Annotated in this window: 12 protein-coding genes; 7 read left to right on the forward strand and 5 right to left on the reverse strand. The window is 60.5% G+C overall.

What is annotated here, in order from left to right:
* Positions 1-3: 3 nt before the first annotated feature.
* Positions 4-429, reverse strand: a complete 426-nt coding sequence (locus C7436_RS11830) for a thioesterase family protein (RefSeq protein WP_014423046.1) — start codon at positions 427-429, stop codon at positions 4-6.
* Positions 430-724: 295 nt separating this feature from the next.
* On the opposite strand from C7436_RS11830, the gene C7436_RS11835 reads away from it, so the two are divergent.
* A complete protein-coding gene (locus C7436_RS11835; RefSeq protein ID WP_121207959.1) occupies positions 725-2,362 on the forward strand; it encodes an MBL fold metallo-hydrolase in 1,638 nt (545 codons plus the stop codon).
* Positions 2,363-2,364: 2 nt separating this feature from the next.
* Here the strand turns inward: C7436_RS11835 and C7436_RS11840 are convergent, their stop codons facing one another.
* Positions 2,365-2,523, reverse strand: coding sequence for a YqaE/Pmp3 family membrane protein (locus C7436_RS11840; RefSeq protein ID WP_014423048.1), 159 nt, complete (start codon positions 2,521-2,523; stop codon positions 2,365-2,367).
* 282 nt (positions 2,524-2,805) lie between these two features.
* Here C7436_RS11840 and C7436_RS11845 point away from each other — a divergent pair, with 282 nt between their 5' ends.
* The 3 genes from C7436_RS11845 to C7436_RS11855 are packed head-to-tail and all read left to right on the forward strand — an operon-like array spanning position 2,806 to position 5,730.
* The gene (locus C7436_RS11845; RefSeq protein WP_228198122.1) at positions 2,806-4,167 is read left to right on the forward strand and encodes a succinylglutamate desuccinylase/aspartoacylase family protein; all 1,362 of its coding nucleotides are present in this window, start codon (positions 2,806-2,808) and stop codon (positions 4,165-4,167) included.
* Between the two features lie 17 nt (positions 4,168-4,184).
* A complete protein-coding gene (locus tag C7436_RS11850; protein WP_121207961.1) occupies positions 4,185-5,180 on the forward strand; it encodes a DMT family transporter in 996 nt (331 codons plus the stop codon).
* Positions 5,173-5,730 (forward strand): carbohydrate-binding protein, encoded by a 558-nt coding sequence (locus C7436_RS11855; RefSeq protein WP_011787208.1) that lies wholly within the window; start codon positions 5,173-5,175, stop codon positions 5,728-5,730. The genes C7436_RS11850 and C7436_RS11855 overlap by 8 nt, the downstream gene beginning before the upstream one ends.
* On the opposite strand, the gene C7436_RS11860 is transcribed toward C7436_RS11855, so the two are convergent.
* Positions 5,718-6,899 (reverse strand): MalY/PatB family protein, encoded by a 1,182-nt coding sequence (locus C7436_RS11860; protein WP_121207962.1) that lies wholly within the window; start codon positions 6,897-6,899, stop codon positions 5,718-5,720. The genes C7436_RS11855 and C7436_RS11860 overlap by 13 nt on opposite strands.
* A gap of 186 nt (positions 6,900-7,085) precedes the next feature.
* Between C7436_RS11860 and C7436_RS11865 the strand changes: the two genes are divergently transcribed.
* Both C7436_RS11865 and C7436_RS11870 read left to right on the forward strand, forming a co-directional pair.
* Positions 7,086-7,973 carry an AEC family transporter gene (locus C7436_RS11865; RefSeq protein WP_011787210.1) on the forward strand — a complete coding sequence of 296 codons (888 nt, stop codon included), beginning with the start codon at positions 7,086-7,088 and terminating at the stop codon, positions 7,971-7,973.
* A gap of 28 nt (positions 7,974-8,001) precedes the next feature.
* Entirely contained in the window at positions 8,002-8,892 is an 891-nt protein-coding gene (locus C7436_RS11870; RefSeq protein WP_023011543.1) for a prenyltransferase, read from the forward strand.
* Here the strand turns inward: C7436_RS11870 and C7436_RS11875 are convergent.
* Positions 8,882-10,525: a methyl-accepting chemotaxis protein gene (locus C7436_RS11875; protein WP_121207963.1), complete on the reverse strand. Its 1,644-nt coding sequence runs from the start codon at positions 10,523-10,525 to the stop codon at positions 8,882-8,884. The two genes, C7436_RS11870 and C7436_RS11875, sit on opposite strands and share 11 nt — an antisense overlap.
* Positions 10,526-10,767: 242 nt before the next feature.
* Between C7436_RS11875 and C7436_RS11880 the strand changes: the two genes are divergently transcribed.
* Positions 10,768-13,269, forward strand: a complete 2,502-nt coding sequence (locus C7436_RS11880; RefSeq protein ID WP_121207964.1) for an acyl-CoA dehydrogenase — start codon at positions 10,768-10,770, stop codon at positions 13,267-13,269.
* A gap of 28 nt (positions 13,270-13,297) precedes the next feature.
* Here C7436_RS11880 and C7436_RS11885 read toward each other — a convergent pair whose 3' ends face one another.
* Positions 13,298-14,245 (reverse strand): LysR family transcriptional regulator, encoded by a 948-nt coding sequence (locus C7436_RS11885; protein ID WP_022991359.1) that lies wholly within the window; start codon positions 14,243-14,245, stop codon positions 13,298-13,300.
* Positions 14,246-14,249: the final 4 nt, after the last annotated feature.

Genomic DNA, 14,249 nt, shown 5'->3' on the forward strand with positions numbered 1-14,249 from the left:
TACTCAGGCAAACCGGGCGCGGAAGCTCTCGGGCATGGGGGTTACTTCCCGGCTCTGGTAGTTAAAGAACACGAAACCGTACTTGGCCAGCGCCACTGGTTGCCCGCTGTCGGCCTTGGTGACCCGGAACACGAAATCACCGCCGTATTTGTTGAAATCCATCAGCCCCACTTCAAAGCGCAGCAGGTCCGGGTAGAAGGACTCTCCTTGGTACATGGTAGCGAGATCCGTGACGATGATGCCCACACCATCGTGGCCCGCCTCTTCAATGCCGTGCTCCACCAGGAATTGGGCGCGCGCTTCAGACAGCATGGAGATCAGCGCGTCGTTGCCCAGGTGGTTGGCGCCGTTGATGTCGGTGATGCGCACCGGCAGGCGGGTTTCGAAGGTGAAGGCGGTGTCGGGAAAGTCGAGTTTGATTCTGGCCACTTGGGGTCCCCTGGGGTGCGCTTGGTGCGATTGAGTAATGGGGGTGCATCATACTCCGACCTTTGTCGCTTCTCATCCTGTGGGTTGTTCGGGTATCTTGCTGTAAACGTCGTAGCGCCGCGAATGCTGGTTCGGTCGGCCGTAGGGATAAGCTTTCCAAAACACGCTGTGAATACATCCCTGTACGCTCTGCTCCGCCATCCATGGCTCCGCAAGGTTTTGGAAAGCTTATCCCTACGCCCTCATCCTGGCCTTCTACGCGCACCATAAAAACAGCAAAATGACAGAGAGCCTTATGAACATCCGCCCCGCCGCCACCCTGGTTCTGACCCGTGATACCGATAACGGTATTGAAGTCCTGCTTCTGCAACGCACCTGGGATGCGGTGTTTCTGCCGGGTTATTACGTGTTCCCGGGGGGTGCGGTGAATGCGCAGGAGCCGGAGGGGCGGGCTCATGTGGTGGGTGTGGAGGATGCCGACATCAGTCAGACCATGAGTCTGGATGAAGGCGGGGCGGATTACATGCTGGCGGCGGTTCGGGAGTGTTTTGAAGAGGCGGGGATTCTGCTGGCTCAGGATGCATCCGGTCAGTTGATTGGCGCCGATCACGGGGTGTATGGTGAGCGTCTGGCGTTGTTTCAGGAGGAAATTTCGCTGGCGCAGTTGTGCGCGAAGCATGGTTTGACGGTGCCGCTGGACCGGTTGGCGTATCTGAGCCACTGGGTGACGCCACCGGGGCCGCCGCGCCGGTTTGATACCCGGTTTTTTGTAGCGGTGGCGCCGGAAGGCCAGGTGGCGAGCCACGATGGTACGGAAACCATTGATCACATCTGGATTGCGCCGGCTCAGGCGCTTGAAGAACATCGGGCCGGTGCCCGGTTGCTGGGGTTACCGACGATCCGAACCTTGCGGGTATTGAGTGAGTTCGGCACGACCGGCGAGCTGATGCGTTATGCCCACGCCAATCCCCCGGAGGCGTTTCCGGATCAGCCTTGGCCGGCGGTGCGCAAGGGCAAGCCGGTGATGCTGGAACCCAACGCTCCGGCCTATGACGAGGCCGTCAAGCTGGATCCGGAAGGTGAGGGGTCAACCCGTGCGGAGATTGTTCCCGGGGAACCAGTGGAGGTAGCCGCCGGGGTTATCCGGCTGACCGCGCCGAACCCCGGGATGATGACCGGCCCGGGCACCAACACCTATATCCTTGGCCATGAACGTTTTACGGTGCTGGACCCCGGCCCGGCGAACGAGGCGCATATCGAGCGAATTCTGGAGCTTACCGGTGGTGTGGTGGATCAGGTGGTGGTTACCCATACCCATATGGACCACTCCCCGGCGGTGGCCCAACTCAAGGCCCGTACCGGTTGCCGGGTATTTGGCTGGCCAGCGCCGGAGGGCGCGGGGCAGGATTCGAGCTTCACACCGGATGATCAACCCGGGCACGGCGATCTGATTGTGACCGAAGCGGGCATCCTGAAGGTTTTGCATACCCCGGGCCATGCTTCGAACCACCTGTGTTATCTGTTGCTGGATCAGGAATTACTGTTTTCCGGGGATCACATCATGCAGGGATCAACGGTGGTGATTAACCCACCGGACGGTGATATGAAGGCCTACATTGATTCCATGTACGATCTGCTGGCCGAGCCTGTGCGCTTCATTGCACCGGCCCATGGTTTTCTGATGGGCCAGCCTGCGGCGGTGATGGATTACCTGATCACCCACCGGCTGTCCCGGGAACACAAAGTGTGGCGGGCGCTGGAGGCGCTGGCACCGGTCAGTCTGAAAGACCTGACCGCCAGGGCCTATGACGATGTCCCGGCCGCCATTCACGGCCTGGCCGCCCGCTCAGCGCTGGCGCACCTGCTGAAACTGGAAGCCGAACACAGGGCGTTCGCCGACGACGGGCTCTGGCACGTGGTCGCGCCAGACTGAGGCTACTTCTTGGCGATCACCCATACCGCGTGCACGATGCCCGGAATGTAACCCAGGATGGTCAGCAGGATGTTGATCCAGAAATGCTTACCGATACCAACCTGTAAAAAGACGCCTAACGGCGGTAACAGAATTGCTACCAGAATTCGCAAAAGATCCATTCAGTTCTCTCCTTGACGGGCGTAAAACAGTCATATCACTGCAAGATAGCAGTGGTATGACATTTCACCATATCGAACCGGGTAAATTCGGCCCGGTTTCATGAAAGTGGCATTAAACCTCTGTCACAGCCGTATTCATGATTGAGGCTCATCCCTATCCTTGGGGCCACATCGTCAGGTAATTGAGGACTTATGCTGCGAGCAAGGCTCAGATATTCCATCACTAGCGCACTCACATCATCACTCCTGGTTTTTGCGACGCCCGCCGTGCTGGCTGAGGCAGTGAGTTCCAAGGCAGACGCCACTGCCCTGTTGGTGGCCGATCTGGCGGAAGATGAAAACGTTGAGGATGTTGAGCACTCGGAACCCCGCCGGGGCTCTGCGCAGGCACGCGCCCAGGCTGAGACAACCAGCGAACAGAGCAGCCCGCAGGAATCCCCGGTAGAGGCACCGGAGGCAGCCAGCAAGCCCCGTGAAATCGCACCCAATATCGACCTGAAAGAAGTGGCCCCGCTGCCGGAGCCGGAGCCGGAGCCCGAGGCAAGCGATTCCGGGGATTCTGCCGCGCAGCCGGAACCTCAGGCCGAAACACAATCCGGGACAGCCGACGCGGTCGGGAGCAACACCCCCGCCTCCCCGGACGATGTTGCCGAGAAGGAACCGGAGCCCGCAGCACCCGTTCCCGCAGAGAGTTTCACACTGCTGGGCAAGGAAATTCTACCCGGTACTGCGACACGACTGGCCTGGTCGCCAGGCATTCAGATTGCCGGGTTGTCCCAGATTACCCCGGTACTGGTGGTCAATGGCGTTAACCAGGGCCCGACCCTGTGCCTGACCGGCGCGGTTCATGGTGACGAGCTCAACGGCATCGAGATTGTCCGTCGCAGCATGTACGACCTGAACCCGGAAAAACTCAGTGGCAGGGTTATCGGCGTGCCCATCGTGAACCTCACCGGCTTTCAGCAGGGCAGCCGCTATCTGCCGGATCGTCGCGACCTGAACCGGCATTTCCCTGGCACCCCGGACGGCACACTGGCCGACCGCGTTGCCTATTCCCTGTTTAACAACGTTATCCGGCACTGCGACATGCTGGTGGATATTCACACCGGGTCACTCAAGCGCACCAACCTGCCGCAACTCCGGGCCGACATGAACAATCCGGATGTCGCCGAATTCACCCGGGGCTTTGACCGGATGGCCGTGGTTCACAGTTCCGGGTCACCCGGCATGTTGCGTACCGCGGCTACCGAAGCAGGAATCCGCACCGTGACACTGGAGGCCGGGGAATCCCTGCGCATCCAGGAACACCAGATCGAAGCGGGCGTAAACAGCCTCAATAGTCTGATGGAAAAGCACGGCATGATTTCCCGCATGTTTGTCTGGGGCGATCCGGAGCCGGTGTATTACGACTCTACCTGGATCCGGGCCCAGCACGGCGGCATCCTGTTCAGCGAAATCAAGCTCGGAGCGACGGTATCCGAGGGCGAGGTACTGGGTTATGTCGCCGATCCAATCACCAACGAACAGCATCCGATTCGCGCCTCCTCGGACGGCCGGGTCATCGGCATGGCGGTGGATCAGGTGGTGATGGCAGGGTTTGCCGCCTACCACATAGGTACGGAGGCACAAGTACCCGGAGAATAGTATGCTAGGCGTTTTCCATGGGCACGGAACCAGCAGGAGACGGAGTGTCTGACCTGAACGCCACAACGCAAAACTCCGGGCAAACCCTGGCCTACATCGGTCTGGTGCTGACACCGCTGTTCTGGGCCGGCAACGCCGTGGTGGCCCGCGGCACGGTCGAGCACATTCCGCCATTGTCCATGTCGTTCTGGCGCTGGGTACTGGCCCTGGCCATTCTCCTGCCGTTCGGCTTACCCGGTATCTGGCGCCACCGGCAGGTGATTCGTCAGCGCCTCGGGTCCATGATTGCACTTGCCACCTTCAGCGTTGCCGCCTTCAATTCCCTGCTCTATGTCGCGGCCATGACCACGACAGCCACCAACATCGCGCTGATCAATGCCACTATCCCGATTTTTGTCGCACTGCTGGCCTGGCTGTTGTTGGGTGACCGGACCCGCCCGATTCAGATACTGGGCATTGCCATGGCCCTGGCCGGCATTCTGTGCGTGATTGCCCGCGGCGATGTATCGGTGCTGACCGGCCTGCAGGCCCAGCCCGGCGACCTGGTGATGGTAGCTGCGGTGTTCAGCTGGGGCCTGTTCTCGGTGCTGTTGCGCCGGCAGGCGGTGCCACTGCCGGCACTGACCTTCCTCACCACGCAGATCCTGCTGGGCACCCTGATTCTCGCGCCGGTCTACCTGCTGGACTTTCTGTTCTTCAGCGGCGGCTTTGCCCTGTCACAAAGTACCGCCCTTCCTCTGATCTATTTTGCGATTTTTCCGGGCATTCTCGCCTACGCCTTCTGGAATCATGGCGTACACAGCATTGGCCCTGCCCGGGCTGCCATTTTCATGTACCTTACGCCGGTTTATGCCTCTGTGCTGGCGGTGGTTTTTCTCGGGGAAAACCTCAGCCTGTTTCATCTGGTGGGTGGACTGCTGATACTCGGAGGCCTGATACTGGCGACCCGAACCGGCCGGCGTCTGTCCCGCCCGCCTGTCACTGCACTGGATAAAGGAGAGCCGAATGACTAGGCAAACCGCCTCTTCATATTCCTGGCCGGCCATCATTACCCTGATGCTGGCCGCTCTTTCCCTGAACGTCGCGGCAGCCCCCTGCGACCCGGATGAGTCCAAATGGGCGCCATCCCACTACTACCCGGCCGGAGCGGTGGTGCACCATGACGGCAAGTGGTACCAGTCCCGGGAGCTACACCAGGGCCTGGAACCGGGCATTACCTTCGACTGGAAACAGCTCGATGCTGCACCCGAATGCTCCGGCGAGGCAGCGCCCCCGGCCCCGATCGACAAGTCCGATGTAGAAACCGGGCAAACAGCGCAGACAGGCACAGTCACTGGCAGCCCGGATTCACCAGCCTCGGAATCGTCCAGTGACAACGAACTGTGCGAGCAGCCCGACCAGTGGCTGTTCTCAGAGCGCTACACCGTGGGCAGCGAAGCCAGCCATGGTGGCAAGATCTGGAAGGCGATCCGCCCGACCAGCGGCGATATGCCCGGGATGAATACGCCGCCGCGATGGCAATTGGTTGAAGATCACTGCTCCCTGGAAAATCAGCTGCCCTGAAGGGCTGCCTCAATACGGTCGAGAATCTGCGCCAGTACCGCTCTCGGGCAGCCGATGTTCAGCCGCATGAAACCGCTGCCCTGGCTGCCGAAACTGAGTCCCGGATTGAGGCCAACCCCCGCCTGTTGCACGAAAAAGCGTTTCAGGGCGGTGTCGTCCAGCTTCAGGCCCCGGCAATCGAGCCAGATCAGGTAGGTGCCTTCCGGCGCGGAGGTGCGGATGCCCGTGAGTCGGCGGTCAACCTCCTGCACCACGAAATCGCGATTGCCCTTCAGATAGGCCATCAGATCATCCCGCCAGGGACCACCATGGCGATAGCCTGCCTCGAACCCGGCGATGCTGAACGGGTTACACTGCGGCAGGTGCAGCCGTTCGAACACCGTTTTCATGGCCTTGCGGCGCTCCGGATCCGGAATCACCAGGGCCGACAGGCCCAGCCCCGGCATATTGAAGGTCTTGCTCGGCGCAACCGCGGTTATCAGCGCATCATCCCCTTCGGCCAGGGTCGCTAACACCCGATGAGCGGGCTTGTCTGGATAGGTAAGATCGCAGTGAATCTCGTCCGACAGCACCACCAGGCCATGACGGCGCGCGATGTCCAGCACCTGAACCAGTTCCGCCTCGCGCCAGACCCGTCCCACCGGATTATGGGGTGAACACAGCAGCAATACCTTGGCCTCCTGCCGGGCGGCGCATTGCTCCAAATGCTCCAGATCCATGCGGTAGTCACCGGTTTCGTCTGCCATCAAAGGATTTTCAATCACGGTCCGGCCGGTATCCCTGACCGAGCTGAAAAACGGCGGGTACACCGGCGGCTGGATAATCACGCCCTCTCCGGGTTTGGCAAAGGCCAGGCAGGCCGCGTTGAGGGACGGCACCACCCCGGGCGCCATGACAATCCAGTCTCGCTGGATGCTCCAGCCATGACGGCTTTCAAACCACTGGATCATGGCCTCATAAAGGCTGTCCGGGAACAGGGTATAGCCATATACCGGATGCTGCGCCCGCTCGGTCAGCGCACGGGTGACCGCTTCCGGGGCCGGGAAGTCCATATCGGCGACCCACGCCGGTATCACATCGTCACAGCCGAATACCGCCTTGCGGGCATCAAACTTTACCGAACAGGTGTGCTCTCTGGCGATGGGCTGATCGAAAACGCTGCCATTCATGGGGGCTCCGCTTGCTGTCTCCGTGAAAACGCTATTGTGGTGGCCCGGTGACGCCGTCGCAACCGACGCTTTGGCTCCGGCTTTGGTCGAAGAGCCATGAATTTCGCTTGCCCAATCCACCCGATGCTTGCGAACCTAACGGATTAGTCACCTGCGTTGACCAAAAACAATAATCGGAGCCCTTCCATGATTGGCCAGATTCTTTCCACCATGCTGCCGGTATTCCTGATTGCCGGCTGCGGCGCCTTGTACGGGCGTTATCGCACACCGGATATTCAGGGCCTGAACGTGCTCAACATGGAACTGTTCGTACCCATGCTGGTGTTTGCGGTACTGGCAGACCAGCAGGCGCCCTTGCAGGAATACGGTTGGCTGGCGCTGGCCGCCACGGTGGTGGTTCTGGGGTCCGGTGTGATTCTGTATCCGGTGGCCAGGCTGCTGAAGCTGAACCTGAAAACCTTCCTGCCACCGATGATGTTCAACAACTCCGGCAACATGGGGATTCCGATTCTGGTGCTGGCATTCGGGGATGCGGCGCTGCCTGCGGCCATTGTGCTGTTCATCGTGGAAATGCTGCTGCACTTCTCGGTAGGCCTGTACATGCTGGACCCCCACACCTCCATAATCCGCCGGCTGCGGTTGCCCATCGTTTTCGCCAGCATCGCCGGCCTGGCGGTGAATCTCAGTGGTATCCCGCTGCCGGGTTGGCTGCTGGAAACCCTGAACATGCTTGGCGGTGTGTGCATTCCACTGATGCTGTTTGCCCTGGGCGTCCGCATGCTGGATGTCGATTTCAGTGACTGGAAACTGGGGCTGATCGGCGCCATCGCCTGCCCACTCTCGGGGCTGATCCTGGCCTGGCCGATGATCGCCCTGCTGGATCTGCCGGGGCTTCAGGTTGCCAGCCTTTGGGTCTTTGCCGCCCTGCCACCGGCCGTACTGAATTACATGGTGGCCGAACAGTATCAGCAGGAACCCCACGCTGTGGCCTCCCTGGTGCTGCTGAGCAACCTGGGCAGTCTGGTGGTAATGCCCATTGTGCTGGGCTTGGTATTCGCGGCGGGCTACGTGTAAGCTTCTCCGCAATCCGGAGATTTGATCAATGTCAGAAACCCTTGCGGTGGTCCGCGCGTCCCGCCCGAATTTTTTACTGCTCGCCCCGTTGTGTGCCGGCCTGGGCCTGGCCGTCGCCTGGCAACAGGGCCAGGCGCCCGAACTTTTACACACCTTTCTGGTTTTCCTTGGCGCCGTACTTGCCCATGCGGCGGTGAATCTGCTGAACGAATACGACGATTTTCGCTCCGGCCTCGACATGATCACCGAGCGCACCCCGTTCTCCGGTGGCAGCGGCGCCCTGCCCGAGGTGCCGACTGCTGCCCGGCGCGTGCTCTGGGCAGGTCTGGGCACACTGGCGCTGGTGGTGGCCATCGGTCTGTATTTTCTCTGGCTGCGGGGTCTGCCGCTGCTGGTGCTCGGGGCGGCCGGTGTGGTGCTGGTGCTTACCTACACCCGCTGGATTACCCGTTCGCCGCTGCTGTGCCTGCTGGCACCGGGCATGGGCTTTGGTCCGATCATGGTCCTCGGCACCGTTATCGCGCTGGGTGGTGGCATCGATACCACTGCCCTGCTGGCGTCTCTGGTAGCCCTGTTGATGGTCAGTGAGCTGTTGCTGATCAACCAGATACCGGATGCAGAGGCCGATCGAGCGATTGGCCGGCGCCATCTGGTGATTACCCTTGGCCCCGAAAAAGCCGCCCATCTGGTGGCTGGCCTGTTGCTTGCCAGCTATGGTGTCATCGTTGCCGGTGTGGTCAGTGGCTATCTGGCAATGACCAGCCTTATCGCCCTGGCACCCTTACCCGCAGCTGTCTGGATCAGCCTTCGACTACCTTGGGTACTGGCGATGCCAGACCAGCTCAACCGCGTGCTGGGCGCCAACGTGGCGGTACTGCTGTCCACACTGGCGCTGCTGGTAACCGGGCTCAGCCTTTGAGCCTGAACCGGCTGACCCGGGACTGCAGCTGCCCCGCCAGCACGGCCAGGTTGCGGCTGGCACCCGCCACCTGATCTGAACCTGCGGAGGTTTCGATGGTGGCATCGTGAATCCGGGCGATGTTCCGGTTCACTTCCTCGGCCACCGAGCTCTGTTCTTCCGCCGCGCTGGCGATCTGGGCATTCATGTCATTGATTGAAGCCATTTCTTCCCGGATTCGCGCCAGCGAGCGCTCGGCTTCCGTCGTTTTTTCGACGGTAACGCCCGCCAGCTTCCGGCTCTCTTCCATTTCGCCCGCTGCCTGGCCGGCTCCGGTCTGTAGCCGGCCGATCATGTCCTGAATCTCACGGGTAGATTCCTGGGTGCGGGACGCCAGGGAACGGACTTCATCCGCCACCACAGCAAAGCCACGACCATGCTCACCGGCACGGGCCGCCTCGATCGCGGCGTTCAAGGCCAGCAGATTTGTCTGTTCGGCGATGGCGTTGATCACTTCAATAATCTGTTCGATGTTACCGCTGTCTTCGGACACCCGGTTCACCGAAGCCGCCGCCTGCTCCAGCTTGTCGGCCAGACCGGTAATGGCGGCAGCGGTTTCCTGTACCACCTGATTGCCGGTTTCCACTTCGGTGTCGGCTTTCTGGGTAGCGCTGGCGGCACTGGCCGCAAAGCCGGCCACTTCATTAACTGTGGCGGCCATCTGGTTCACGGCGGTGGCCATCTGTTCCGCCTCCGTCGCCTGCATTCGGATCTGGCGACTGTTATTATCAGACGTCCCTTCAAGCTCCCTGGAGGAGTTGGACAACTCATCCGCTGCCGAACGCACGTCCTGAATAATCCCGGTCAGGCGTTCGATGGTATCCACCAGCGCCCCCATCACACTGTTGGGGTATCGCGTGTCGAGTTGCTGGTTCAGATTGCCGTCAGCCAATTGCCGAATGGCCTGTGCGACGGTTTCCGGCTCGGCCCCCAGAATCCGCTTCAGTCCACGAATGATCACCGTCGCAATCACGACACTCAGCAACACCGCGACCGCTGTTACCGAAATGATCAGAAGATTGAAGCCACTGGCCGCCTGACGCACGGCATTCACATCCCCTGCAATTTCATCTTCCTGGTAATCAATAAAGGCGTTAACCCGGTCGAGCCACTCGCTGTACGCCGGCGAGGCTTCCTGCAGCAGCAGTTGCCGGGCCGCTTCGTTCTGACCATTGCTGCGAAGCTCAATCACTCTGGCCGTCAGGGCAAGGGTGGTTGTCTCGATGTTTTCGATCGCATCCAGCAGCTCCCGTTCCTGTGCCTGGGCGCCCTGCTCCCGGAACATCCGGGCCATATCACTGGCGTTCTCACGATACATCGCGGCCAGCCGGTCGATGTCCTGCAGATGCCGCTGCAACTCGGAATCCCGGTTTACCAGCACCGCATCGCGGATGGCAATCGCCCGATCATGTACGCTGCCCCGAAAATTGATGGCATAGCGCTGCTTCAACGCCGCGCCTTCGTTAACCGAGGTGAGGGTCTTGTCCATGAACCCGACCCGCTGGTTGCCGATCACCGTGATCGCAATCATCAGAGACACGATCAGCCCGAATCCCAGGGCCAGGCGTTTGGCAACGGTAAGTTGGCCAGTCAAAAAACACTCCAGAGTGAGAGAAAACGTGGAGTGATTTACGATAGGTATTAGGAATAGCTCAAAAGGAATTGAAAGATTTTGTAAATTAACAATCTCCGTTCCCTGTTTTCCGCAACCCGACCAGATCCACAAACCGTGCTCGCTCTGGCCTTAACCACGCTAACCGCTTGCAACTGACTGAACTTTGACCGATGGTAAGAATCAAATCTGTCTGATTTCATTCATGATATGGAGGTCTGCCCATGAGCGTTCTGCTCCTCGTTCTCAGTGCCCTGGTACTGATCTACTTCAGTATCGGTGGCAAAACTGCCGCCCTCATCATGTCCGTCGCTACCCTGATTGGTGTCGCTCAGGACGACTGGCACATTCTGAGTTTTCTGATCGGCGGCATCCTGCTGGCTTTGGCACTGATCGTAACCCTCCCTGGCGACCTGCGCCTGGATAAACTCAGCCGGCCACTGCTGGGCTGGGTTCGCAGTCGCTTACCAAAACTGTCTCCCACCGAACAGGAAGCCCTCAACTCCGGCTCCGTTGACTGGGACGGCGAACTGTTTTCCGGCCAACCTGAGTGGAACAAGCTGCTGGATGCCGCGCCCGCTCACCTGACCAGTGAAGAACAGGCGTTTCTTGATGGCCCGGTGGAAGAACTGTGCAAGATGCTGGACGACTGGCAGATCACCCACGAACACTACGATCTGCCGGACAAAGTGTGGAAGTTCATTCGCAGCAAGGGCTTCTTTGGACTGGTGATTCCCAAAGAAGACGGCGGCCTGGGTTTTTCCAACACCGCCCATTCCGAAATCGTCATGAAGATCTCCACCCGCAGCGTGTCTGCGGCGGTGACCGTGATGGTGCCCAACTCCCTCGGTCCCGGCGAGCTGCTGATGCACTATGGTACCGACGAGCAGAAACAGCACTACCTGCCTCGCCTGGCCGGGGGTGAAGAAATCCCCTGCTTTGCCCTGACCTCTCCGGTCGCAGGCTCCGATGCCGGCGCGATTCCGGACAAAGGCATCGTCTGCAAGGGCGAATGGAACGGCAAGGAAGTGCTGGGCCTGAAAGTGACCTGGAACAAGCGCTACATCACCCTGGCGCCGGTCGCTACGCTGATTGGCCTCGCCATCAAGGTTTACGACCCCGAGCACCTGCTTGGCGAGCAGGACGAGATCGGTGTCACCTGTGTAATGGTGCCGCGGGATACCGACGGCGTAAATGCCGGCGCCCGCCACCTGCCGATGAACACGGTCTTCATGAACGGCCCCACCTGGGGCACCGAAGTTTTCATCCCCATGGAACAGGTAATTGGCGGCCAGGACATGCTCGGCAAGGGCTGGAAAATGTTGCTGGAATGCCTGTCCATCGGCCGCTCCATCTCCCTGCCCGCTCTGGGCACCGGTGCCGGCAAACTGGCCAGCCTGGCGACCGGTTCCTACGCCTACACCCGGGAGCAGTTCGGCCGCTCCATCAGTCAGTTTGAAGGCGTACAGGAAGCCCTGGAACCCATTGCCGGCTACACCTACATGATGGATGCAGCCCGCCTGCTGACCGCCGGTATGCTGGACCGGGGCGTTCGCCCGTCGGTACCTTCCGCGGTGCTGAAATACCGCAACACAGACCTGATGCGGGAAGTGATCAACCACGCCATGGACGTGGTCGCTGGCCGGGGCGTGATCACCGGCCCCCGCAACTTCCTGGCACGGGCCTACCAGGCCGTGCCTATCGGCATTACCGTGGAAGGCGCCAACATCCTGACCCGCAGCCTGATGGTCTTCGGCCAGGGCGCCATCCGCTGCCACCCCTTTATTGTTGAGGAAATCGAAGCGGCGGGCATGGAAGACCAGGATAAAGCCGCGAAAAAGTTCGACGGCATCTTCTACCGCCACCTGGCCCACACTACCCGCAATGCCCTGCGTGCATTCGTTCTGGGCCTGAGTAAAGGCTGGCTGGAAAGCGCACCCCGCCAGGGTGACATCCAGAAATACTACCGCCAGCTGGGCCGTTTCTCGGCGGCCTTTGCACTGATGACCGACGTGACCCTGCTCACCGTCGGCGGCGGCCTGAAAGCCCGCCAGCGGCTGTCTGGCCGCATGGCCGACTGCCTGGTACAGCTTTACTACGCCACCGCCGTGATCAAGCAATGGCATGAGGAAGGCTATCCGGACGACCAACGGGACCTGGTGGAATGGTGCCTGCAAACCTGCCTGCACGACCTGCAGGACTCCATGCGTGAAGCCATCATCAACTTCCCGGTACCCGCCCTGCGCTGGCCGCTGCGGCTGATGGTCTTCCCGCTCGGCGCCACCGGCCTGAACGGCCCGGATGACAAGCTCGGTGCAAAAGTGGCGGCTACCATCGTGAAAGACACGCCTGTGCGCCAGCGCATCAGCCGGGGAACCTTCATCAATGCCGATCCCAGCGACCCGCTCGGACGTGTACTCAACGCCTATCGATTGGCGAACGAAACCGAGGAATCCCGTCACAAACTGCACGAAGCGATCCGCAGCCGGGACGAAGACGAAGTGGATGGCATCGCCCTGCTGATGGGCCACCAACGCAAGGAACTGGTGGACTGGGCCTGTGCCCAGGGCATTGTCAAAGCAGAGGAGTGCCCGAAACTGGAAGAAGCCCTGACGGCACTCTATGACGTCATCCGCGTAGACGCCTTTGATGCCGACGGATTGAAATCCCTCGCCAAAAGCGCCAAAGGCAAGCGCAAGGTGGTGGAGCGGCCATCCAAAGGCTGAGCTTCGCCACCCTCCCGTTGAGGGGCGGTCACTCGCCCCTCAAGCCACCCCGAATCGCCTCATCCACCAACCACCGGCGCAGCGTCTGAATCCCGCGTTCCCGCCGGCGGCTGGTCTTCCAGGCAAAGTAAAATTTGTCGCCGGTTACCACTGAATGCGTCGGCAGCCGCACGAAATCTTCAGAATCCTTCCGGGTACTCAGCATGTAGTCATTGGTCAGGGCAATGCCCTGATGAAACCGCGCCGCCTCAAGTGCCAACAGCATATGGCTGAAGTGCTGAACGCGAGTGCCCGTGGGCATCAATTCACTTACCGCGCTGTACCAGGCCTCCCAGTCTCCGGCCGGTCGGTCGAAAATGCTGTGAGTTGATAGCAGCGGAAACCCCGCCATCTCACCCGGCGACACCGGTTGCTCATCCCGCCGCTCCGGCTCCGCATCCCGGCCCAGCTCCCGGCGCATACGCTGCCAGTAATCCTGACTACAGACCGGAAACAGTCGCTCCTCATACAGCAAATCGTAACTGTAGGCCCGGGAATCCCGGTGAATGGTGATGAAACAATCCGCCACCCGATCCGACAACACCGGGTTCTCGCTACTCATCTCCAGCGCCAGATCAATCTGCGGATGCAGCCGCTGCAAATCCGGCAACCGGGGCACCAGCCAGCGCACGGCGAACGAACTGAACACCGACAACCGCAACCGACTCTCCTCATGCCCCAGCAACTGCTCACTGGCCCGCTCAATCTGAAGCAGAGCCGAACCAATGGCATCGAAATACTGCCGCCCCTCATCGGTCAACGTCACGCGACGACCGGAGCGCCAGAACAACCGCTCGCCCAGATAGGTTTCCAGCTGTTTGATCTGGTGGCTGACCGCGCTCTGGGTGATGGCCAGTTCTTCCGAGGCCGCTGAAAAACTGTTCAGCCGGGCGGCGGCTTCAAATACTGGGAGAGCTTTTAGAGGTGGGAGTCTCATCGCT

Source organism: Marinobacter nauticus (assembly GCF_003634635.1).
Lineage (GTDB): Bacteria > Pseudomonadota > Gammaproteobacteria > Pseudomonadales > Oleiphilaceae > Marinobacter > Marinobacter nauticus.

What these genes read in the sequence shown, in the direction of transcription:
- C7436_RS11835 (WP_121207959.1), top strand. Translation starts at nt 725, where the DNA reads ATGAACATCCGCCCCGCCGCCACCCTGGTTCTGACCCGTGATACCGAT.
- C7436_RS11840 (WP_014423048.1), bottom strand. Translation starts at nt 2,523, where the DNA reads ATGGATCTTTTGCGAATTCTGGTAGCAATTCTGTTACCGCCGTTAGGC.
- C7436_RS11850 (WP_121207961.1), top strand. Translation starts at nt 4,185, where the DNA reads ATGGGCACGGAACCAGCAGGAGACGGAGTGTCTGACCTGAACGCCACA.
- C7436_RS11855 (WP_011787208.1), top strand. Translation starts at nt 5,173, where the DNA reads ATGACTAGGCAAACCGCCTCTTCATATTCCTGGCCGGCCATCATTACC.
- C7436_RS11860 (WP_121207962.1), bottom strand. Translation starts at nt 6,899, where the DNA reads ATGAATGGCAGCGTTTTCGATCAGCCCATCGCCAGAGAGCACACCTGT.
- C7436_RS11865 (WP_011787210.1), top strand. Translation starts at nt 7,086, where the DNA reads ATGATTGGCCAGATTCTTTCCACCATGCTGCCGGTATTCCTGATTGCC.
- C7436_RS11870 (WP_023011543.1), top strand. Translation starts at nt 8,002, where the DNA reads ATGTCAGAAACCCTTGCGGTGGTCCGCGCGTCCCGCCCGAATTTTTTA.
- C7436_RS11880 (WP_121207964.1), top strand. Translation starts at nt 10,768, where the DNA reads ATGAGCGTTCTGCTCCTCGTTCTCAGTGCCCTGGTACTGATCTACTTC.
- C7436_RS11885 (WP_022991359.1), bottom strand. Translation starts at nt 14,245, where the DNA reads ATGAGACTCCCACCTCTAAAAGCTCTCCCAGTATTTGAAGCCGCCGCC.